Raw genomic sequence first — 20927 nt, forward strand, 5'->3', positions numbered from 1 at the left:
CGGGGGCAGCGGCCCTTACGTCCCGTTCGAGAGCCTTCGCGGCTCAGCCCAGGTCGAAGGTGTTGGGCAGGCCCAGCTTGTAGCGCACCTCGTCGACCCGTTTCAGGGGCTCCAGCTCCGGGGGCCGGTACAGCTCCCAGATCTCACAGCGATCGGCGTCCGAATTGTCCGCGTCCAGGAGCGCGTTGACCGCGAGGCGGGCCGACTCGTTGGCGCCCTCCATCGTCGCCAGGTCCACGTCGGTGCGGACGTAGTCGCCCGCGAGGAAGAAGTTCGGGACCTTCGTACGGGCCGTGGGGCGGTTGTAGAGGGTGCCCGTGGGGTGGATGAGGAGCTGCTCGCGGTTCTGCGGATCGGGGCCGCCCAGGCCCGTCACCGCCGGGTCCATGAACCAGCCGAGGCGGTCCTCGTCCCGGAGCGTGGTCTTGCCGGCGTCATTGAGGCCGTCCTTCAGCTGGGCCCAGAGTTCGGCGACGACCTCCTCCTTGGTGCACTCCTTGGCCGTCTTGCCGTACAGGATGCCCGGCTTGTCCCACTCCGAGATGATCGCCGAGAGGCAGTCCCGCGCCCGTCCGTCGCCGTAGTCGCGGGGGAAGTCGCGTCCATGCCAGAACTGGGCTTGACCGACGGCGGTCACCGACCACGGCGAGTCGAGGCAGTTGACGTGGCCGTGCACGACGGGGGTGGGCGTGCGCAGATAGAACATCACACCGGTCATCCAGTCCGCCTGGAGCGCGTCGCAGCGGGCGAGCTGCGGGTCGGCGGCGCGCAGAGCCGGGCCCCACGTCACGCGTGCGTGCTCGACCGGGAGCGCGGAGACGTAGTGGTCGGCGGTGACGGTACGTTCGTCGCCGCCGTCGCGGGCCGAAACGCGGACGCCGCTCACCGCGCCGCCGTCGTAGCGGACCTCGTGGACCTGGGTGCCGAGGACGAACTCCACCCCGAGGGAGCGCAGGTGGGCCTCCCAGGGGTCGATCCAGGCCTCGCTGGTGGGGGCGTTGAGGACACGGTCGATGTCGGCGTCGCCGTCCATGCCGCGGCCGAGCAGGCCCCACAGGAGCAGGGCCTCGATGATGACGCGCCCGACGGTCCGGGTGGACGCCACCTCCGCGCGCGTGGCGACGAGGTTGCGGGTCTGCCCGACGCCGAGGAGCGTCCGGTACTCCGCACTCATCTCCTCGGCGCGGATGAAGTCCCACCACGCGACCTTCTCCCACTGCCCCTCGCGGCGGGCGTCGCAGCTGGTGAGGTGGACGAGGAGCCGGTCGGCGAAGTAGGCGGCCTCGTGGGCGGGGAGGCGGGTGCCGAGGTCCAACGCCGACAGGAGCTGGTCGCGGATCCAGCCGAGGGTGAGGTCGCCGGGGCGCGGTGGGGTGGTGGCGCGGCGGAGCGGGAAGTGCAGGTCGGGGCGGCCGCCGGCGCGGGCGAACAGGGCCTCGGTGCCGCTGACGAGGTTGTCGTGGACGCCGTGCGGGTTGCCGGGGACGGGGATGCGGCGCATGGTGTCCGGCAGGTTCCGGTAGAAGCCGGGGAAGAAGCGGAAGCCGTGTTCGGCGGGGAGGTCGGCGCGCCCGCCGGTCGCCGTGCCCGGCACGGGCATCGAGCGGGCCTTGCCGCCGAGGGCGTCGTAGTACTCGTAGACGGTGACGGCGTAGCCGCGTTCGGCGAGTTCGTGGGCGGCGCTCAGGCCGGAGACCCCGCCGCCGAGGACGGCGACGCGTTTGCCGGAGGCCGCGCTCGCGCTGCCGGCGGGCCATAAGGCGAGGGCGCCTGCCACTCCCCCGGCACCGGTCAGGAAGCGTCTGCGGGTATGGCCGGTTCGCGTGGGCCCTGTCTGCTCCTGGGGCTGCTGTGCGTGTTCTGTTGTCATGATTCCCGGAGGGTAGGGAGGGGCTTCGAAGGTCGGAAGCCCGATTCCCGGTCACCTACAGCATCCTCACAACCACAAGGAGACACAGATGCCGAGCGTTTTCGTCCAGGGCAGGCCCGTCGACTCGTATCCGCCGCTCGCGCCCGAGGCCCGGCGTGGGTCGGTGCGCAGGATCACCGAGACGGGTGAGGAGGTACTGCACAAGCCGTGCCGGGACGTGACCGAGTTCGGGCCCGATCTCGCCGCGCTGATCGACGACATGTTCCTGACCATGTACATCGCCGACGGGGCGGGACTCGCGGCGAACCAAGTCGGGGTCGGTCTGCGACTGTTCGTGTACGACTGCCCGGACGACGACGGCGTGCGGCACGTCGGGCACATCGTCAACCCGGTGCTGGAGCCGCTCGGCGCCGCGGACAGGAGGCTCCTAGACGACTCGGAGGGCTGTCTGTCCGTGCCGGGGGCCGTGATGGACGTACCGCGTCCGGACCGGGCCGTGGTGCGCGGGCTCGACAAGGACGGGCAGCCGCTCGTGATCGAGGGCACGGGGTACTTCGCCCGCTGCCTCGCGCACGAGACCGACCACTGCGACGGGCAGGTCTATCTGGACCGGCTCTCCAAGCGGGAGCGGAGGGACGCGCTGCGGCAGGTGGCGGACCGGCGGGACGAGGTGTTCGCGCGCCGGTCCGCCAACGTCGAGGCGTTGAAGGGCTGATCTGAAGGGCTGGCCTGACGGGCTCGTCTGAAGGGCTGGCCTGACGGGCTGGCCTGACGGGCTCGTCTGAAGGGCTGGTCTGAAGGGCTGGTTCAGGCCTTCGGCGCCACCTTGCTGAGGCCGTTGATGATCCGGTCCATCGCGTCGCCGCCCGTCGGGTCGGTGAGGTTGGCCAGGAGTTTCAGGGTGAACTTCATCAGGAGCGGGTGGGTCAGGCCGCGCTGGGCCGCGATCTTCATGACCTTCGGGTTGCCGATGAGCTTCACGAAGGCACGGCCCAGCGTGTAATAGCCGCCGTAGGTGTCCTTCAGGACACGCGGGTAGCGCTGGAGGGCGAGTTCGCGGCCGGCGGGGGTCGAGCGGGCGTGGGCCTGGACGATGACGTCGGCGGCGATCTGGCCGGACTCCATGGCGTAGGCGATGCCCTCGCCGTTGAAGGGGTTCACCAGGCCGCCGGCGTCGCCGACCAGCAGCAGGCCCTTGGTGTAGTGGGGTTGGCGGTTGAAGGCCATGGGGAGGGCGGCGCCGCGGATGGGGCCGGTCATGTTGTCCGGGGTGTAGCCCCAGTCCTCCGGCATGGAGGCGCACCAGGCCTTCAGGACCTCGCGCCAGTCCAGCTCCTTGAAGGAGTCGGAGGTGTTCAGGACGCCGAGGCCGACGTTGGAGGTGCCGTCGCCCATGCCGAAGATCCAGCCGTAGCCGGGCAGGAGGCGGTCCTCGCCGGGGCCGCGGCGGTCCCACAGTTCCAGCCAGGACTCCAGGTAGTCGTCGTCGTGGCGGGGCGAGGTGAAGTACGTCCGTACGGCCACGCCCATGGGGCGGTCCTCGCGGCGGTGCAGGCCCATCGCCAGGGAGAGGCGGGTGGAGTTGCCGTCGGCCGCCACCACCAGGGGCGCGTGGAAGGTGACCTCGCGCTTGTCCTCGCCGAGCTTGGCGTGGACGCCGGTGATGCGGCCGGTGCGGTCGTCGATGATCGGGGCGCCGACGTTGCAGCGCTCGTAGAGCCGGGCGCCGGCCTTCTGGGCCTGGCGGGCGAGTTGCTCGTCGAAGTCGTCGCGCTTGCGGACGAGGCCGTAGTCGGGGAAGGAGGCGAGATCCGGCCAGTCGAGCTGGAGGCGGACCCCGCCACCGATGATCCTCAGGCCTTTGTTGCGCAGCCAGCCGGCTTCTTCGGAGATGTCGATGCCCATGGCCACGAGCTGTTTCGTGGCGCGCGGGGTCAGGCCGTCGCCGCAGACCTTCTCCCTCGGGAACTGGGTCTTCTCCAGCAGAAGGACGTCGAGGCCGGACTTGGCCAGGTGGTACGCCGTCGTGGAGCCGGCCGGCCCCGCGCCCACGACGATCACATCGGCGGTGTTCTCGGAGAGCGGCGAGGAGAGAGGTGAGGAGACGGGCTCGGTCACGTCGGTCACGGCGGGATCTCCCCAAGTTCGAAATCTGTGTGCCGACCGGCACTGGACATGGGCAGTCTATTCAGCAGCATTGATCACCCGGCTGAAGGGCTGCCTCCGTGAACCGAGTTCTCCCTGTCGTACGGCTCCGTGTCCCCACCGACGAGGACGCCGTCGCCTGGCACCGGATCTTCGCCCACCCGGATGTCATGGAGTTCCACGGCGGCCGGCCCGCGGAGCTGTCCGTCTACGAGGAGCTCACCGCCCGTCAGCGCCGGCACGACGCCGAGCGCGGGTACTGCCTGTGGACCGTGCTCGACGACGACGAGCAGGTCATCGGCTTCACCGGAGCCCAGCCGTGGGAACGGAACTGGGGTCCCACCGGCGAGATCGAGATCGGCTGGCGGCTCGCGCGGGAGCACTGGGGCAAGGGGTATGTCACGGCGGCCGCCGAGCTGACCCTGGAGCGGGTGCGGGCGGCCGGGGTGCCGGGCGTGGTGGCGATGGTGGACGCGCGCAACGAGCGGTCGATCGCGGTGACGCGGCGGCTGGGGATGCGGCTCGCGGAAGTGTTCACCACGCCGGACGAGCGGCAGAAGGGGCACTGCTACCGGCTCGAACTGTGAAGCACGGAACGCGCCACTCCCACTTTCGTCACCTTGTGTAATCGACTGCTACAGAAAGGTACTTGAAGCTTCCGGACGGCACCTCCGGGCGGTTACCCTGCCAGTACCGCTGGGGGTGACATCTGTGCGCATAACACCCAAAAATCCCGAGGTGCGCGTGCCGAGGCTCGTCGGACTGATGGCCATGGACGCGCGCGAGGCAGCGAAGTCGCACGGCCTGGTCCTCAACGCACCGGATCGGCCGGACTTCCACCTCACCGTCGTCGACTACGTCGTACGCCAGTATCCCCAGCCCGGTGCCGAGGTGCCGCAGGACTCGATGGTCTACATCTGGTTCGACTTCGGCGAGGGTGAGGGCGGCGGAGGCGTACGTGAGCCACGCATCCCGCGGCCGCCGTCGGGCGGGCTGCGGCGCGAACTCGACCAGCCCGAAGACCCGTACCCCGTGGTCAGCTCTGCTTGAAGCCCCGGTGCAGGGCCACGACCCCGCCCGTCAGGTTCCGCCAGGCCACCTTGGACCAGCCGGCCTTGCGCAGATGCTCGGCGAGGGCCGGCTGGTCGGGCCAGGCGCGGATGGACTCGGCGAGGTAGACGTAGGCGTCGGGGTTCGAGGAGACCGCGCGGGCGACCGGGGGCAGGGCGCGCATCAGGTACTCGGTGTAGACCGTGCGGAACGGCGCCCAGGTCGGGTGCGAGAACTCGCAGATCACGACCCGGCCGCCGGGCCGCGTCACCCGGTACATCTCGCGCAGGGCGGCGTCGAAGTCCTGGACGTTGCGCAGCCCGAAGGAGATCGTCACGGCGTCGAAGGTGTCGTCCTTGAACGGCAGCCGCGTCGCGTCGCCCGCCGTGAACGGCAGCCAGGTGTGCTTGCGCTTGCCGACCTGGAGCATCCCGAGGGAGAAGTCGCAGGGGACGACGTACGCGCCGGTCTGCGCGAACGGCAGGGACGAGGTGCCCGTGCCGGCCGCCAGGTCGAGGACCTTCTGCGCGGGCCGGGCGTCGACCGCCTTCGCCACCTCCTTGCGCCAGACACGGTCCTGGCCGAGCGACAGCACGTCGTTCGTCAGGTCGTACCGTTCCGCCACGTCGTCGAACATCGAGGCGACTTCGTGCGGCTTCTTGTTCAGGGATGCGCGGGTCACGGCCCCATTGTGGCAGTCGGCATCACGAGGTCGCGGTACGGCCTCCCGGGAGGAGTTTCGGCTTCTTCTTCCCGGCCACGTCCTCGACCCAGCCGCACAGCAGCACGAAGACGGCGATCAGGACCCAGCCGATGCCGAACATGAACCACTGACTCTCCAGGGGCAGGTACGTCTCGAACGCGGGCACGTTCCAGAACTGGTCGATCAGCGGGACGGCGAGGATCAGGGCGATCTCGTGCCAGAGGTAGATCGTCACCGCGCGCGCGTTGAAGATCGTGACGAGGCGGTCGAGACGCGGGAACCTGGTCAGCCAGGCGAAGTCGATACCGAAGTGGTCCTTCGCGCACATCAGCAGCGTCACATAGCCCGCCGACCAGAACGCCTGCGCGAGCGGGATGTCGTCCAGGTCGTAGGAGCCCGTCTCGGCCTGGTGCGTGAAGGCGTACCAGCCGCCGTACGCGACGGCCGCGAGCGAGAGGACGGCCACGGCGAACGGCTTGAGGCGGCGCAGGACGCCCTCGCGGTGCGCGAAGCCGAGCATCCAGCAGAAGAGGAACGTGGCCAGGTCGGTGAGCGCGCCGCCGAAGCGGTTGTCCGGGGGTTCCCAGGCGAAGTGGACGACCAGGATCGGGGCCGGCGACAGCAGCAGCACCGGGACCGGGGCCAGCCGGAACACCCTGAGCAGCAGCGGGGAGAGCAGGACGAACCAGAGGTACGTGCGCAGGTACCAGAGGATCTCCCAGGCCTGTTCGCCCCACGCGTTGCCCGGCGGGTCGCCCAGCGGCACGATCCAGTAGACGATCTGCCGGCCCGGCATCCAGTCGTGGATCAGCATCGCCACGACCACGAAGAAGCCCCAGAACCAGAACGGGGGCAGCAGGCGCCGCAGCCGGCCGCGGATCACCTTGAGCGCGGGGCGTTCCAGGGACTTCGCCATCAGCGTGCCGGCCAGGGCGAACATGACCCCCATGGAGGGGAAGACCATGCCGGCCCAGGCCCAGCCGAAGGTGTGGTAGGTGACGACCCTGATCAGGGCCACGGCCCGCAGGGTGTCGAAGTAGCGGTCACGTCCGGCCGGTTGGGCCGCGGGTGACGGGTCGGCCGCCCGCTGGACGTCCGTCGCGTCGGCACCCTGCACAGCGGTCGCGGCCACGGCCGAAGACCCCCCTCTGCGGTGGGAACCCACCTCAGCTCACCCCCGCCGGCGTCCCGACCTCACCGGTCCGCTTCAGCTTCTGCCAGCGCAGGCGGCCGCCCGTCAGCGCGGTGATGCAGGAGTGGATGAGGACGAGGTACATCATCTGGCGGTAGGCGAGCTGCTGGAGCGGCATCATCAGCAGATAGCGGTACTTCTCGCGGTCGAGGCGGAAGGCGTACGCCGCGCACAGCAGCTGGACCCCGAGCACCGCCAGCCACGCGAGCAGCGCCGCCGTGAAGTCGACGAAGATCATCGAGTAGACGGTGAAGACGTCGATCAGCGGGGCGAAGACCGGCGTGACGATCTGGAAGATCACCACGAGCGGCATGCCGACCCGGCCGAAGCGGCCCGAAGGACCCTTGTCCGTCAGGGACTTGCGGTGCTTCCACAGGGCCTGCATGGTGCCGTAGGACCAGCGGTAGCGCTGGGACCACAGCTGCTTCAGGGAGCCCGGCGCCTCGGTCCACGCGCGCGCGTGCTCCTGGTAGACGACCCGCCAGCCCGCGCGGTGCATGGCGATGGTGATGTCGGTGTCCTCGGCGAGGGTGTCCTCGCTCATGCCGCCGACCTCCAGGACCGCCTCACGGCGGAAGGCGCCGATCGCGCCCGGGATGGTCGGCATGCAGCGCAGCAGGTCGTACATCCGGCGGTCGAGGTTGAAGCCCATCACGTACTCGATGTGCTGCCAGGCGCCGATGACGGTGTTGCGGTTGCCGACCTTGGCGTTGCCGGCGACCGCGCCGACCTCGGGGTCGGCGAAGGGCTGCACCAGCTGCCGTACGGTGTCCGGCTCGAAGACCGTGTCGCCGTCCATCATCACGACGATGTCGTGACTGGCGCTGCGCACACCGTTGTTCAGCGCCGCCGGCTTGCCCGCGTTCTCCTGGCGGATGACGCGGACGTTGGTCATGCCGAGTTCGTGGGCGGCGTTGCTCGCGATCTCGGACGTGCCGTCCGACGAGCCGTCGTCCACGACGATGATCTCGATCGGATGCGTGCTCTTCGCCAGCGAGGCGAGGGTGTTGGCGATGCACTCCTTCTCGTTGTACGCCGGGACGATCACGCTCACCGGCTGGTGGACGGGTGGTCCCCAGCTGAACCGGCGTTTGTTGCGCTGCCGGTAGTGCCGGCGGGCGAGGAGCAGCATCATGCCGAAGCGGCCCATGACGGCGGCGCCGACGACCATGAGGCCGACCGACAGCACCGGGACCGCCCATTCGGCGACGGCCACGGCCCCGATCAGGGCCTTGCCCTCGTAGAGGGTCGCGCCGGTGGCCTCGCGGTGGGCGGCCTGGAGGTTGGAGGTCCCCGCGCCACCGGTCTGCCCGTTCGGACCTTGCTGCGGCTGGCCGCCCGGCTGCTGTCCGGCTCCGGAACCGCCCTCCGCCTGCTGACCGACGCCGCCTGCTGCACCGGCCCCGGTCTGCTGACCGCCGGCCTGCTGGCCGCTCGCCTGCTGACCGCTCGCCTGCTGGCCACTGGCCTGCTGACCACTGGCCTGCTGACCGCTCGCCTGCTGCCCGTTCGCCGACTCCTCCTGCTGGATGGCGCCGCTGATCGTGGTGAAGGTGTAGCCCTTCGCCTTCATCTTCTCGATGTACTCCGGCAGGGCCTTGATCGTCTGCGACCGCTCGCCGCCGGCGTCGTGGAAGAGGACGGACGCGCCCGCCCCGTCCTCCGGCGTCGCCCACTTGATGATCTTCGAGACGCCGGGCCGCTTCCAGTCGTCGCTGTCGGTGTCGACGAAGACGCTGGTGTAGCCGTCCTCGCCGAGCTTCTTGTAGACGGGCCAGCTGTAGTTGTCGATGGCGTCCGTCTCCGACGAGTACGGCGCCCGGAACAGCGTCGTCGTGATGCCGGCCGCGCCCGCGAGCGCCAGCTGCGTCTGCTGCATCTCACGGTTGACGCGGGCGTCGCTCTGGTAGGAGAGGTCGACGTGGGTGAAGGTGTGGATGCCCACCTCGTTGCCCTGCTCGACCATGTCCCCGACGATTCCCGGGTAGCGCGAGACCATCGAGCCGACCACGAAGAACGTGGCGGGGATGTCGTACTTCTTGAGGATGGCCAGGACCTGCGGCGTCCAGGTGGGGTTCGGGCCGTCGTCGAAGGTGAGCGCGATCGTCTTGTCCGGGACGGAGACGGTGGTGGCCTGGCCGCCGCGGAAGGTGAGGATCGGTCCGCCGTCGAGAATCTTGTCGGGGACCTTGCTGGAACTGGCCCCGGTACGCACCCGCTGGTCGCCGCCGACCTCGGCGCGCAGATAGCCGTCGAGCAGCATGACGCTGGTCAGCGCGAGCAGGAGCAGTCCGGCGAGGATGACCCGGGGTTTCTGCAGGGCCGCGGCCTTGCCCGCCACTCGCTCGATGCGGGAGGGGGCGCGGCGGCGGCCGCGTGAGGGAGTCGTCGTAGTCATGGGTGTGGGTGCTGTCCCGGTCAGTTGGCGGCGGCCGCAGAGGCGGAGGCGGACACGGTCGGGGCGGCGCTGGGCGGCTCGCCGGTCACGGTGCCCGTCGGCGGAGTACCGGTGGGCTTCGCGGGCGGGGTGCCGACACCGCCCTGCGGCTGGGCGCCGCCGGGGCCCGAGTTCGGGGCACCGGCCGGACCGCCGCCTCCGAAGGGGAGCAACTCGGACGGGGTGAGCGAGGTGCCGATGCCCATGAAGGCCATGCCCAGCACGACCGCGTACCCGAGACAGGCGACGCCGACCAGGAGGCCGAGGCGTCGCAGCAGCTTGGAGCGGCGTCCGGAGTTGTCAACGAACACGGGACCCTCGGCGGACCCGTTGCCGCGTTTGCGGCGGCGACCGCGCACGGCGGGTGCGGCGGCGCGGTTTTCGATGGCAGGCTCGGAATGCATTCCCCGGACATTAGGGAACCTTTATGTGCGCACAGCTCTGTACTTCATGTGAGACGCCCATGAGAAACGTCTTAGCCTGTCCGTTCCCTGAGAGTTTCGGCGAACCTCTGCGCACTTCACAGCCATGTGAAAGGAGTTGAGGGCCCGGACCTGGATGAGTGTGAGACATTTCCGTCCGGGATACGTACCGGGTTTTCCGGACCGGGACAGAAAACACGAAAGCGGGTACACACGTAATGCGGAGTTTCCATACGGCGACGGCCGGACTCACCTGCATGTTCGCACTGGCCGTCACGGGGTGCTCCGCGGGCTCCGACGACACCGCGGACGCGGCACCGCCGACGCTGCAGCCCACCGCGTCGGCCGACGACTCGCCCTCCGAGTCGACCTCGACGACCACGTCGTACGCCCCCTACGTCAGCGCCACCGAGGCCTCCGACAACGACTCCGCCGGCTCCCCGACCGCGTACAACCTGGCCTTCGTCATCTCGGACGGCAGCGACTGCACCCCCAAGTGGAACGGTACGACCGCCCTCTCCGACTCGGCCACGAAGTCCCGTATCGCGCAGCTCACCCAGGACGGCGCCACCGTCCGCGTCTCCTTCGGCGGTGCCTCCGGCAAGGAGCTGGCGGCGAGTTGTGACAGCGCGTCCGAGCTGGCGGCGGCGTACGGGAAGGCGCTGGACGCGGCCGGTGCCGGCCAGGCGGACTTCGACATCGAGGGTGACGAGCTGACCGACTCCGACTCGGTTGACCTGCGGTCCGAGGCGATTGCGCTGCTCCAGAAGGAGCGGAGCGATCTTGAGGTGTCCTTCACTCTGCCGGTGATGCCGTCCGGACTGGACGACGACAGCCTGGCGTTGCTGGAGTCCGCCAACGAGCACGACGTCCAGGTCTCCACCGTGAACATCATGACCATGAATTACGGCGAGTCGTACGACGGGGACATGGGTGACTACGCCCTCACCTCGGCCAAGGCCGCGCACACGCAGTTGAAGAAGCTTTTCGGGACGTCGGACGCGGGCGCCTGGAAGGGGATGGCGTTGACGTCGATGCTTGGCGTGAACGATGTGGACGGCGAGACGTTCGCGCTTGACGACGCGGCGCAGGTGCGGGAGTTCGCGGAGGAGAAGGGGGTCGGGTGGGTGTCCATGTGGGCGACGTTTCGGGATCAGGAGTGTGGTGACGATTCGTCCGCGGATGACGCGTTGACGAATTGCAGTGGGGTGGATCAGGAGGAGGGGGCGTTTGCGGAGGCGTTTTCGGGGTGAGCTTGGGGACTTCCCACGGGGACTTACCAAAAAACCGGGGGCGTTTCCCTACCGTCGGCGGTAGACGATCCGGCCTTCCGCCACCGTCGCCACGCACGTCCCCGCACCGCGCTCGGCCAGTTCCGTCTCGTCCCGTACGTCGAACACCGCGAACCGGGCCGCGGAGTGACGCTCCCTCGGCTCCGCGAACGTCACCGGCCACTCGGCGGCGTACGGATCGAGCGAGGGGGTTCCGCCTGGGCGCCCGATGCGGCCCATGACCGCCAGGCCGGAGCGGTGCACAGCATCCCGCACCGCGTGGTTGGTCAGTGACTCGCAAGCCGCCCGGACCGTGCCGTGTGCCAGCATCCGCTGTACCGCCCGCCGGGCACTCGCCCCCCACCGGGCGTCGTCCATGTCCAGCGCCGCCAACGCGTCCCCGGTCAGCGGCTCGGTGCCCAGCTCGTCGGCCTCGCGGGGGTCGGGGTGGTACGCCTCCTCCAGCAGCTCGTTGCCGTGGATGTTGACCAGGCCGGGCGTCAGAATGCCCGGCCATTCCCGCACCCGCGCCCGCGGATGCGCCGCGACCAGCTCCGCCAGCTGCCCCGCGTCCGCGATCCACGCGCCCTGGACGACGAGCGCGTGGCCCCTTGAGTCGGCGTGGATCGTCAGCACGGGGACGTCAGTTGGAGGCCAGGAGCTTCAGCTCGGGGTGGGCCGTGCCGCCCTCGATCGCGGTGGACGAGATGTGGGAGGCGACCCGCTCGTCGACGGGGTCGTTCGCCGGGTCGTCGTGCACCACGATGTGCTCGTACGTCGTCGTCCGCTGCGCCGGCACCCGCCCGGCCTTGCGGATCAGGTCGATGATCTCCAGCCGGTTGGAGCGGTGCTTGGCCCCGGCGGAGGACACGACGTTCTCCTCCAGCATGATCGAGCCGAGGTCGTCGGCACCGTAGTGCAGCGACAGCTGGCCGATCTCCTTGCCGGTGGTCAGCCAGGAGCCCTGGATGTGGGCGATGTTGTCCATGAAGAGGCGCGCGATGGCGATCATCCGCAGGTACTCGAAGATCGTGGCCTGCGTACGGCCCTTCAGGTGGTTGTTCTCGGGCTGGTAGGTGTACGGGATGAAGGCCCGGAAGCCGCCCGTGCGGTCCTGGACGTCACGGATCATCCGCAGGTGCTCGATGCGCTCGGCGTTGGTCTCGCCCGTGCCCATGAGCATGGTCGACGTGGACTCGACACCGAGGTTGTGCGCGGCCTCCATGATCTCCAGCCAGCGCTCGCCGCTCTCCTTCAGCGGGGCGATGGCCTTGCGCGGCCGCTCGGGCAGCAGCTCGGCTCCGGCGCCCGCGAAGGAGTCGAGGCCGGCCTCGTGGATCCGGGTGATGGCCTCCTCGACCGACACACCGGAGATCCGGGCCATGTGCTCGACCTCGCTCGCCCCCAGGCTGTGGATGACGAGCTGCGGGAACTCCTTCTTGATGGCGGCGAAGTGCTTCTCGTAGTACTCGACGCCGTAGTCCGGGTGGTGGCCGCCCTGGAACATGATCTGGGTGCCGCCGAGCTCGACGGTCTCGGCGCAGCGCCGCAGGATGTCGTCGAGGTCGCGGCTCCAGCCCTTGGCCGTGTCCTTGGGGGCCGCGTAGAAGGCGCAGAACTTGCACGCCGTGACGCACACGTTCGTGTAGTTGATGTTGCGCTCGATGATGTACGTCGCGATGTGCTCGGTGCCCGCGTACCTGCGGCGGCGTACGGCGTCGGCGGCGGCGCCCAGCGCGTGCAGCGGGGCGTCGCGGTAGAGGACGAGCGCTTCCTCGGAGGTGATGCGTCCGCCCGCTGCGGCACGGTCGAGGACGGCTGTGACATCAAACGACGTGAGGTCGGCCTTCTCGGTCACCGGGAGCGTCCCTTTCGTCAAGGGGTTGGACGGACCTGACCAGCCTACGCCAGCGCTCCCTCACCCCCGAGGTCAGGCCGCGTACGCCCCGATCAGCAGCCCCACGAACGCCCCGCCGAGCAGGAACGGCCCGAACGGGATCGCCGTCTTGCGCCCGGCCCGGCGCAGCAGCACGAGGGTCCAGCCGTAGAGCGCCCCGAACAGGAACCCGGCGAAGGTGCCGAGCATGACCGTCGACCAGCCGTACCAGCCCAGCGCCGCCCCCACCCCGAGCGCCAGCTTCACATCGCCGAAGCCCATGCCGCCGGGGTTGACGAGGTACAGCACGTAGTAGCCGGCGCCGAGCGCGAGCGTGGCCCACAGGGCGGTCGGCCAGTCACCGGCGTGCTCGGGGACGAGGGCGACCAGGCCGAGCAGGGCCGGGGTGGCGAGCGCCAGGGTGAGGGTCAGCGGGTTGGGCAGCCGCCGTACCCGGAAGTCGACGACGGTGAGCAGTACGCCGACGGGCGCCAGCAGCAGCCAGACGCCCAGCTCGGGCCGGGTGTCGGTGGCGGCGGCGAGGACGGCGCAGACGAGGGCGGTGACGGTGGCGAGCCCGGGAGCGCCGGGGCCGTACGGCGGCGTACCGGCCTCGCACCGCCCGCACCGGGCCCGCCCCGGCCAGCCCTCGACCGGATGCCCACCCGGACACCGCTCCCGCCACTCCTCCCCCTCCGGCACGGAGAACCGGTACGCGGCCCGGGGCAGCAGCGCCCCCGCAGCGGCACCCCAGAGCGCGGCGACGAGCACCAGCAGGGCCGTATTCATGGCGGATGTCCTGGGGTTGGGTACGAAGACAGGGATTCAGGGAGCGGGATACAGGGAGCGGGATATGAGGATCTGTTGAAGGTATCGAGATCTTATGGACTCCCACCGTCCCCGTCGAAGGCGGCACCGAAGACGCACTCAGTAGAGTGCCGCGAGCAACAGCGGTCGGCGTGACACGGGGGAAGACAGCAGTGCGCACAACCATGGCAATCGGCATACGCGGGCCCCGGACCCGGCATCCATGGCGTACCCGAGTCACCCGCGCGCTCCTCGCCCTCTGTGCCCTGGCAGCCCTGTTCGCGACCGCCACAGCCCCGGCCCGGGCGGCCACCGACACCGCCCCGCAGGCCGCCTACCTCGCCGACCGACTCCGCGAGAACCCGGTCCACGTCACCGACCAACTCCCCCGCGAGGTACCGCAGTCCACGGCCCGCGACTTCGCCGAGGTGGCCGAGCGCACCGGCGTACCGACGTACGTCCTCGTCCTCCCGAGCCTCAGCGGCACGGACCCGGGCCTGCTCGACGCGGTCCACGAGCGGCTCGGCCGGGACGGGCTGTACGTGCTCCTCGACGAGTCGAGGGTGACGGACGCAGTGGCGTACGGAGTCGACGCCCCGGCGGACGACGCCTCGACGGTCGCCCTTTACGAACTCCCCTACGACGTGGGCCCGCTGCGCCGCTTCGAGCGCTTCGCCGAGGTCGTCGCGCAGGGCGACGAGAAGGCGAAGGCGCGGGCCGAGGCGGCACGCGAGAAGTACGACGACGGCGCCGAGCCCGCGAACGCGTACATCGGCTCGACCGACCGCAGCGAGCAGTCGTCCTTCACGGGCGCCCTGCTCGTCGTCGTACCGCTGCTGATCCTGGTGCTGGTTCCCTACGTACGGCGCTGGTGGCTCCGCCTTTCGCCAGCCCCCCAGGACAAGGGGATCGAGGGGACCAAGGGGGCTAAGGGGGCTAAGGGGGCCAAGGAGACCAAGAAGGGCGAGTCAGGCAAGCAGGCCAAGAGGCCGGTGGTGCCCCCGGCGAGCCGCACCCTGCGCTGGACCGTCGCGGGCCTGGCCCTCGCCTCCGCCGTCGCCGTCGTCGTGGCCGCCCCCCGCGTCTACGACCAGACCAGGTCGAGCTGGTCGCCGCCGCCCCGGGCGTTCGAGCTCAACGCCCGTCTCGACCGGGTGGCGGAAGGCCTGGCCGAGGACCCGGTGTACGCGGACCCGGAGAGCCCGCGGGTCCTGGACGCCGCTCAGCTGGACCGGCTCCAGAGCCGCATCCGTGCGTTCGCTCGCTCCGACGGTGGCGGCCCGGTCTTCGTCTCGCTCGTCCCGCAGCTGATGGAGGATGAGTCCGGGGGCGACGAGGAGGCGTTCGCCGCGGCGGTCCACGACAAGCTGGGCAAGGACGGGGTGTACGTCGTCGCCGACCCGCTGCACGGCTCCATCGACGTCTTCAACTACGGTCTGCGGCTGGACAGTTACAGCCTCGCCTTCGACATGCCGGAATCCATCACGGTCGGCGACGCCAATGCCCTCGACGCCGACGACTACCTGATGGGCAGCCGTCTCGCCGCCCTGATGACCGTCCTCGACAAGACCGAGCGCTCCGACGAGCCGACCACGGCCGACAGCCCGTACCCGGTCACGGACGCCGTGCGCGAGGACGAACTGCCCCCGCTCTTCGGCCCCGACTTCTGGTCGGCGCTGTTCCCGGGCGTTGTGGTGGCCGGGGCGGTCTTCGGGGTGGTGGCGGGCCTGCTGGGGATCGTGGGCAGGGCGCTGCGACGCCGGAAACCAGAACCGGCTGTGTGAGCGTGTGCACTGGCGAGCCACATACGTACGGGGGTTGTCGTGAGCCAGATGCTGTACGCCGAGCGGTCGTGGAATCCGCTGGCCCGGACTGTCGAGTTGACCGAGGACCAGCTGCGGCGCGGCGGCAGGGTGACGCCGCTCGCCGAGCTGAACCTCGGTGCCATGGCCGAGGCGTTCCGACGCGGGTCCTGGCTCGGGGGCGGCGGCGCGGAACGCCCGTTTCAGCGGCTGACCGAGGGTCCCGGGATCGTCCCGGTGACCCGCGTCACCGGGACCGCCACGCCGGTCAAGGTACGGCAGGCCGCGGAGTTCGCCCGCGCGCTGGGGGAGTTGGCGGTGTGGCGGTGTGGCGGACCTGAGCAGGTGGCCGCGCTGGCGGACCGGGCCCGGGCCGAGGGCGTACCGCTGTGGATCGCGCGGCGGTTCGCGCCGGGCCCCGCCGGGCCGATCGCCGTCGCCGTGGACCGGCGTCTGGTGCGCGTGGACGTCTGGGGTCCCGGGGCTCCCGTCGTCCGCATCCGGGCACCCCACGGATACCGCCGCGACTCACCCCAGCCGGCCAAGGGCCTGCGGCTGACCGTCGGCGCCATGACGGCGCAGCTCAGCCTCGACAAGAAGCGGCGCAAGTCGAAGAGCTCCGTCGAGGTGCGGCTGCCCGGGCAGCGCTGGGTGCTGCGGCGGGAGAACGCGACGAGTTCATGGCTGCTGCGCGACGAGCGGCCCGTCGCCCTGCTGACCCGTCCCGCGCGCCGACCGGTGCCCGAGCCGGGCTCGGTGCTGCTGCCGCTGGCCCCGGTGCGCTACGAGAGCGCCGACCCGCTGGACGTCGTCATGGCGCACGTCTTCGCCGTCGCCTTCGGGCTCGGGGACACGACGGGCCTGGCGCGCTTCCGGTCCCAGCGGCGCCCGGCGCCGGGCGGGGACGAGCCGATCGCCTTCGACGAGTGGTGGGACCGCCCCTGGTTCACCAACCTCGGGAGCGGCAGCGACGACAACGAGCCCGGCGGCGGCGACGGCTGGGGCTCGGACGGCGGGGACGGCGGCGGCGGGGACGGCGGCGGCGGGGACTCCGGTGGAGGAGGCGGCGACGGCGGGGGTGACGGCGGAGGCGGCGGCGGGGGCGGCGACTGAGGAGCGGGTCCCGCCGCCGCCCGGAGCCATCAGGTCTGCTCAGACGGCGGGCATGGCATAGATCTCCGCTCCGTTCGCCACCATCAGCCGGTTCCCGGCGAGGGCGATCCGCCACTCGTCGTAGTCGCTGTCGTCGGTGAAGGTCCAGCGGACCTTGCCGGTCCTCGCGTCGATGGCGGCGACACCGCCGGCCAGCGACGAACCCGCCCCGTACAGCGTCGTCCCGGCCTTGAGGAAGGTCTGCGCACCCCGGTTGTTCTCGTCGCAGAGCCAGATCCGCTTGCCGGTCCTGACGTTGACCGCCCAGACACCGCGGTCGTAGTCCCGGACGTAGAGGACACCGTCGATGACCGTCGGGTCGTTGAAGCCGCGCCGGCCGTTCGGGGACAGGGTCCAGCGGGTCTTCCCGGTCTCCGCGTCCACGGCCGTCAGCTTCTCGCCCGGCAGGAAGACCAGCCCGTTCGCGACCGTGGGGCGCCAGCTCCAGTCGTCGCCGATCTTCCTGGACCACAGCTGGACGCCGGTGGCGGTGTCGCGGACGGTGACGTTGAACTTGGAGTCGGTGTAGACCAGGTACTTGCCGGAGACCGTGCCCTCGACGTCGTAGTCGTCGGTGCCCCAGTCGCGCTTCTGCAGCCACACCCTCTTGCCGGTGGTGTGGCTGATGGCGGCGACGGCCGTGCGGTAGTCGGTGGCGGACTTGGCGTCGCTGTAGTCGGTCACGGTGACGTAGACGTTCTTGTCGTCGATGGCGATCGTGTCCTGGACGTCGAGCGCCTTGCCGAGCCGGCTCCGCCACGCCTCCTCACCGGTGCCGGCGTCGTACGCGACGAGGATGCCGTCGATACCGCCGTCGGACAGGAAGACCTTGCCGCCGTGGAAGAGGAGTTGGGCGCCGGCGGGGCAGATGTCCGGCTTGGACCAGCGGGCCTTGCCCGTCCTCACGTCGTACGCCACCAGCGGGTCGCCGCTGACCAGGAGCAGGCCGTCGTGGACGAGCAACGGTACGGACGTGCTGGTGCTGTCGTCGGCGACCGTCTCGCGCCACAGCGGCTGCGGTGCCACGCCGGCCGGCGGAGTCGTGAACGTCTCGCGGGCGGGTTCGGCGGAGGCGCCCTTGCCGCCCTTGCCGCCCTCGCCCGTCGCGGTGCGCGACGTGTCGTCGTCCTTGCCGAACCACCATGCCGTGCCACCACCGACCGCGGCGACGGCGGCCGCACCGCCGAGGGCGAGGGAGAGGGCGCGGCGGCGGGAGGGCGCGGGCGCGGGGGACGAGCCGAGCCGGACGGTGCCGGGCTGCGGGGTGTCGTATCCGGGAGCGGGGGTCGCCGGTGCGGGGGTGCCGCCCGGTGGCGTGCCGTAGCCGGGCACGGGCGCCGTACCGGCGGACGGCGGTCCGTACGCGGCTGCCTGGGGATACCCGTACCCCGCCGGTGCCGGCCCGAACTGTGCCGCCGTCTGCGCCTGCTGCTCCGGCGCCTCCAGGTCCAGGATCCCCGCCGCGTGCGTGGCGATCGTCGACGCCACCGCCGACGGCAGCCAGTCGTGCAGGGCGTCCCCGACACCCTGCGGTGCCAGCGCCGCCACGACCTCGGCGGGGGCCGGCCGCTGTGCCGGGTCCTTCAGCAGGCACGCCCGGATCAGCCCGAGGAGCGACGGCGGTACGTCCGCCAGGTCCGGCTCCCCGTGGACGACCTGGTAGAGCAGCGCCGCGTGCGAGGCGGCACCGTCCCCGAAGGCGCTGCGGCCCGTCGCGGCGAAGGCCAGCACCGCGCCCAGCGAGAAGACGTCACCGGCCGGCCCGACGTCCTGCCCGAGGGCCTGCTCCGGCGGCATGTAACCGGGGGAGCCGACCACGACTCCCGTCTGTGTCATACGGCTTCCGTCCACCGCACGCGCGATGCCGAAGTCGATGACACGTGGGCCGTCGGCGGCCAGCAGGACGTTCGAGGGCTTCAGGTCGCGATGGATCAGGCCCGCCGCGTGGACCTCCTGGAGCGCGGCCGCGAGCCCCGCGCCCAGCGCGCGGACCGTGTGCTCGGGCAGCGCGCCGTGCGCGGCGACCACGTCGGTGAGGTCGGGACCGAGGACGTACGACGTCGCCAGCCACGGCACCGCCGCGTCCGGGTCGGCGTCCACGACGGGTGCCGTATGGCGGCCGGAGACCGCCCTGGCTATGTCGACCTCGTGCCGGAAGCGTTCCCGGAAGTCGGCGTCGGCCGCGAGATCCGGGCGGATCACCTTCACCGCGACGGTGCGGCCACCGGGCGAACGGGCCAGGTAGACGCGTCCCATGCCTCCGGCACCGAGCCGGCGCAGCAGTCGGTACCGGCCCAACTCCCGTGGATCGTCGGGTTGCAGTGTCTCCATGGTGGGTCTCCCCCGTCGGCGTGCTCGCGTGCGGAGACACAGTAGTAAGCGCGGTTACGGGAGTTGCCACCGCTCCTGGACCTTGGGCCTCGCTAGTCGTCGACCTTCGACAACCGCGCCTCGGGATTCCCCTCCGCGTCACTCTCGGACCGGTACAGCAGGTCGTCGCCGGTCGGCGTGATCCGGACGGTGTGCGGTTTCGGGTTGCAGCCGGCGTGGTTGGTCTTCCGGCCCACGGACGTGACGACGAGCTCCTTCGCCGTGACCTTCTTCAGGGTCAGTACGTCGTTGCAGGCGAGGCCGAGCAGGTCCGTCGCCCGGAGGGTGCCCACCTCCTCGCCGATGGTGGCCTTGTGCACGGTGAGCCGGAAGGTACCGGCCGGCAGGGCGCCGTTCAGGGCGTTGGCCTTGCCCTCCCAGGTGCCGACATAGCGGGTGGGCACGTCGCTTTCGACCGGTGCGCCGGAGACACCGTCATCCGGCGCCGCGGGCGCGGGGGCATCGGAACCGGCGTTGGTGTCCTTGCCCTCGCCCGGCAGCAGCTCGAACACGAACACGGTCCCCACCGTCACCGCGGCCAACGCCCCCGCCACCGCGAGCGCCACGGTGCAGCTCATCCGTCGCCCACGGCCGCCCTCCCCCGGCGTCGAGACCGCCGCGACCGAGAGGGAAAGCTTCCCGGGCCGGTCACCGGAGCCGGAGGCGGGGGCCGTGTCCCGCGGTACGGCATGGCGCGGTACGACATCGCGCGGTACGGCATCGCGTGGTTCGGGCACGACCACCGGCGGCGCGGTCTCAGGCACAGCAGCGCCCCCCACGGGCACCCCGGGCATCACCGGCGGCGGCCCGAACTCCCCCACCGCCGCCGGCCGGCTGAACGCCACCGGCCCCGAGACGACCTCCGCCCCGGTGTCGGCCGCGTCCAGGTTCAGCAGCCGCACGGCACTGCGGCTGACCTGCTCGACCAGCCCGCCGGGCAGCCACCCGCCCGCCACCAGCCGGGCCGCCCCGTCCGGAGCCAGCCGTCGCGCCAGCTCGGCCGGGGTGGGCCGCGCGCCCGGCTCCTTGGCCAGGCAGGCCTCCACCAGCTCGCGCACCTCGCCGCCCAGCGAACCGTCCAGCGGACCGAGTTCGGGCTCCTCGTGCACGACCTTGTACAGCAGTGCCGCCGACGAGTCCCCGGGGAACGGCGGCGCCCCGGTCGCCGCGTACGCCAGCACGGCGCCCAGCGAGAAGACGTCCGCCGCTCCCGTGACGCCCTTGCCGAGGATCTGCTCGGGCGACATGTAGCCGGGGGAGCCGATGGAGACGCCGGTCGACGTCAGGGACGCGGTGCCGTCCGTGGCCCGGGCGATACCGAAGTCGATCAGCAGCGGGCCGTCCAGCGTCAGCAGGACGTTCGACGGCTTCACGTCCCGGTGCACAAGACCCAGTTCGTGCACGGCCGCCAGCGCCTCGGCCAGCCCGGCGCCCAGCGCCCGTACGGAATGGGCGGGCAGTGCGCCCGAGTCCGCGACCGCGGCGGCCAGCGAGGGACCCGCCGCGTACCCCGTGGCCACCCACGGCACCGCCGCTTCCGGATCGGCGTCCAGCACGGGCGCCGTCCACGCGCCGCCCACCCGCCGCGCCGACTCCACCTCCCGGCGGAAGCGGGCCCGGAACTCCTCGTCCAGCGCGAAGTGCGGATGCACGATCTTGACCGCGACCGTACGGCCACCCGCGCTGCGTCCCAGGTACACCCGGCCCATGCCGCCGGAGCCGAGCCGGCCGAGCAGCCGGTACGGTCCGATGGCGGTGGGCTCGTCAACTCCGAGCGGCTGCATCGGCCTCCACCCTTCCCCCGTACGGCTCATCACGCCGGTAAAACCC

Annotated in this window: 17 protein-coding genes; 6 read left to right on the plus strand and 11 right to left on the minus strand. The window is 71.1% G+C overall.

The window, feature by feature from the left end; genetic code table 11:
* Positions 1 to 43: 43 nt before the first annotated feature.
* Entirely contained in the window at positions 44 to 1870 is a 1827-nt protein-coding gene (locus AQJ67_RS38295; protein WP_062724110.1) for a hydroxysqualene dehydroxylase, read from the minus strand.
* 88 nt (positions 1871 to 1958) lie between these two features.
* On the opposite strand from AQJ67_RS38295, the gene def reads away from it, so the two are divergent.
* Positions 1959 to 2585 carry a peptide deformylase gene (gene def / locus AQJ67_RS38300; protein WP_062724111.1) on the plus strand — a complete coding sequence of 209 codons (627 nt, stop codon included), beginning with the start codon at positions 1959 to 1961 and terminating at the stop codon, positions 2583 to 2585.
* Between the two features lie 92 nt (positions 2586 to 2677).
* Here def and AQJ67_RS38305 read toward each other — a convergent pair whose 3' ends face one another.
* On the minus strand, positions 2678 to 3997 hold the full coding sequence (locus AQJ67_RS38305; RefSeq protein ID WP_063807411.1) for a geranylgeranyl reductase family protein: 1320 nt from the start codon (positions 3995 to 3997) through the stop codon (positions 2678 to 2680).
* A 98-nt stretch (positions 3998 to 4095) separates the two neighbouring features.
* Here AQJ67_RS38305 and AQJ67_RS38310 point away from each other — a divergent pair, with 98 nt between their 5' ends.
* Positions 4096 to 4602: a GNAT family N-acetyltransferase gene (locus AQJ67_RS38310; RefSeq protein WP_062724112.1), complete on the plus strand. Its 507-nt coding sequence runs from the start codon at positions 4096 to 4098 to the stop codon at positions 4600 to 4602.
* A gap of 151 nt (positions 4603 to 4753) precedes the next feature.
* Entirely contained in the window at positions 4754 to 5065 is a 312-nt protein-coding gene (locus tag AQJ67_RS38315) for a PASTA domain-containing protein (protein ID WP_107123093.1), read from the plus strand.
* Here the strand turns inward: AQJ67_RS38315 and AQJ67_RS38320 are convergent.
* Genes AQJ67_RS38320 through AQJ67_RS38335 form a run of 4 tightly spaced genes read right to left on the minus strand, consistent with a single transcriptional unit; the run spans position 5052 to position 9801 of the window.
* Complete coding sequence (locus tag AQJ67_RS38320) at positions 5052 to 5747, minus strand: demethylmenaquinone methyltransferase (RefSeq protein ID WP_062724113.1); 696 nt, start codon at positions 5745 to 5747, stop codon at positions 5052 to 5054. The two genes, AQJ67_RS38315 and AQJ67_RS38320, sit on opposite strands and share 14 nt — an antisense overlap.
* A 22-nt stretch (positions 5748 to 5769) precedes the next feature.
* Positions 5770 to 6885 carry an acyltransferase family protein gene (locus tag AQJ67_RS38325; RefSeq protein ID WP_062724208.1) on the minus strand — a complete coding sequence of 372 codons (1116 nt, stop codon included), beginning with the start codon at positions 6883 to 6885 and terminating at the stop codon, positions 5770 to 5772.
* A 49-nt stretch (positions 6886 to 6934) separates the two neighbouring features.
* Positions 6935 to 9358, minus strand: a complete 2424-nt coding sequence (locus AQJ67_RS38330) for a bifunctional polysaccharide deacetylase/glycosyltransferase family 2 protein (protein WP_062724114.1) — start codon at positions 9356 to 9358, stop codon at positions 6935 to 6937.
* Positions 9359 to 9378: 20 nt separating this feature from the next.
* On the minus strand, positions 9379 to 9801 hold the full coding sequence (locus tag AQJ67_RS38335) for a hypothetical protein (RefSeq protein ID WP_062724115.1): 423 nt from the start codon (positions 9799 to 9801) through the stop codon (positions 9379 to 9381).
* 236 nt (positions 9802 to 10037) lie between these two features.
* Between AQJ67_RS38335 and AQJ67_RS38340 the strand changes: the two genes are divergently transcribed.
* Entirely contained in the window at positions 10038 to 11072 is a 1035-nt protein-coding gene (locus AQJ67_RS38340; RefSeq protein WP_062724116.1) for a chitinase, read from the plus strand.
* Between the two features lie 48 nt (positions 11073 to 11120).
* Here the strand turns inward: AQJ67_RS38340 and AQJ67_RS38345 are convergent, their stop codons facing one another.
* The 3 genes from AQJ67_RS38345 to AQJ67_RS38355 form a co-directional block, all read right to left on the minus strand.
* Positions 11121 to 11726 carry a hypothetical protein gene (locus AQJ67_RS38345; protein WP_062724117.1) on the minus strand — a complete coding sequence of 202 codons (606 nt, stop codon included), beginning with the start codon at positions 11724 to 11726 and terminating at the stop codon, positions 11121 to 11123.
* A 7-nt stretch (positions 11727 to 11733) separates the two neighbouring features.
* The gene (mqnC, locus tag AQJ67_RS38350) at positions 11734 to 12948 is read right to left on the minus strand and encodes a cyclic dehypoxanthinyl futalosine synthase (protein ID WP_062724118.1); all 1215 of its coding nucleotides are present in this window, start codon (positions 12946 to 12948) and stop codon (positions 11734 to 11736) included.
* A gap of 72 nt (positions 12949 to 13020) precedes the next feature.
* Positions 13021 to 13755, minus strand: coding sequence for a prepilin peptidase (locus AQJ67_RS38355; RefSeq protein WP_062724119.1), 735 nt, complete (start codon positions 13753 to 13755; stop codon positions 13021 to 13023).
* A 203-nt stretch (positions 13756 to 13958) separates the two neighbouring features.
* Here AQJ67_RS38355 and AQJ67_RS38360 point away from each other — a divergent pair, with 203 nt between their 5' ends.
* Both AQJ67_RS38360 and AQJ67_RS48435 read left to right on the plus strand, forming a co-directional pair.
* Entirely contained in the window at positions 13959 to 15557 is a 1599-nt protein-coding gene (locus AQJ67_RS38360; RefSeq protein WP_062724120.1) for a hypothetical protein, read from the plus strand.
* 48 nt (positions 15558 to 15605) lie between these two features.
* Entirely contained in the window at positions 15606 to 16688 is a 1083-nt protein-coding gene (locus AQJ67_RS48435; protein ID WP_244190741.1) for a hypothetical protein, read from the plus strand.
* 39 nt (positions 16689 to 16727) lie between these two features.
* Here AQJ67_RS48435 and AQJ67_RS38370 read toward each other — a convergent pair whose 3' ends face one another.
* Together AQJ67_RS38370 and AQJ67_RS38375 are read right to left on the minus strand one after the other, a co-directional pair.
* Positions 16728 to 19058: a protein kinase domain-containing protein gene (locus tag AQJ67_RS38370; protein WP_062724122.1), complete on the minus strand. Its 2331-nt coding sequence runs from the start codon at positions 19056 to 19058 to the stop codon at positions 16728 to 16730.
* Positions 19059 to 19150: 92 nt separating this feature from the next.
* Positions 19151 to 20881, minus strand: a complete 1731-nt coding sequence (locus AQJ67_RS38375; RefSeq protein WP_062724123.1) for a serine/threonine-protein kinase — start codon at positions 20879 to 20881, stop codon at positions 19151 to 19153.
* Positions 20882 to 20927: the final 46 nt, after the last annotated feature.

It is taken from the genome of Streptomyces caeruleatus (assembly GCF_001514235.1).
Lineage (GTDB): Bacteria > Actinomycetota > Actinomycetes > Streptomycetales > Streptomycetaceae > Streptomyces > Streptomyces caeruleatus.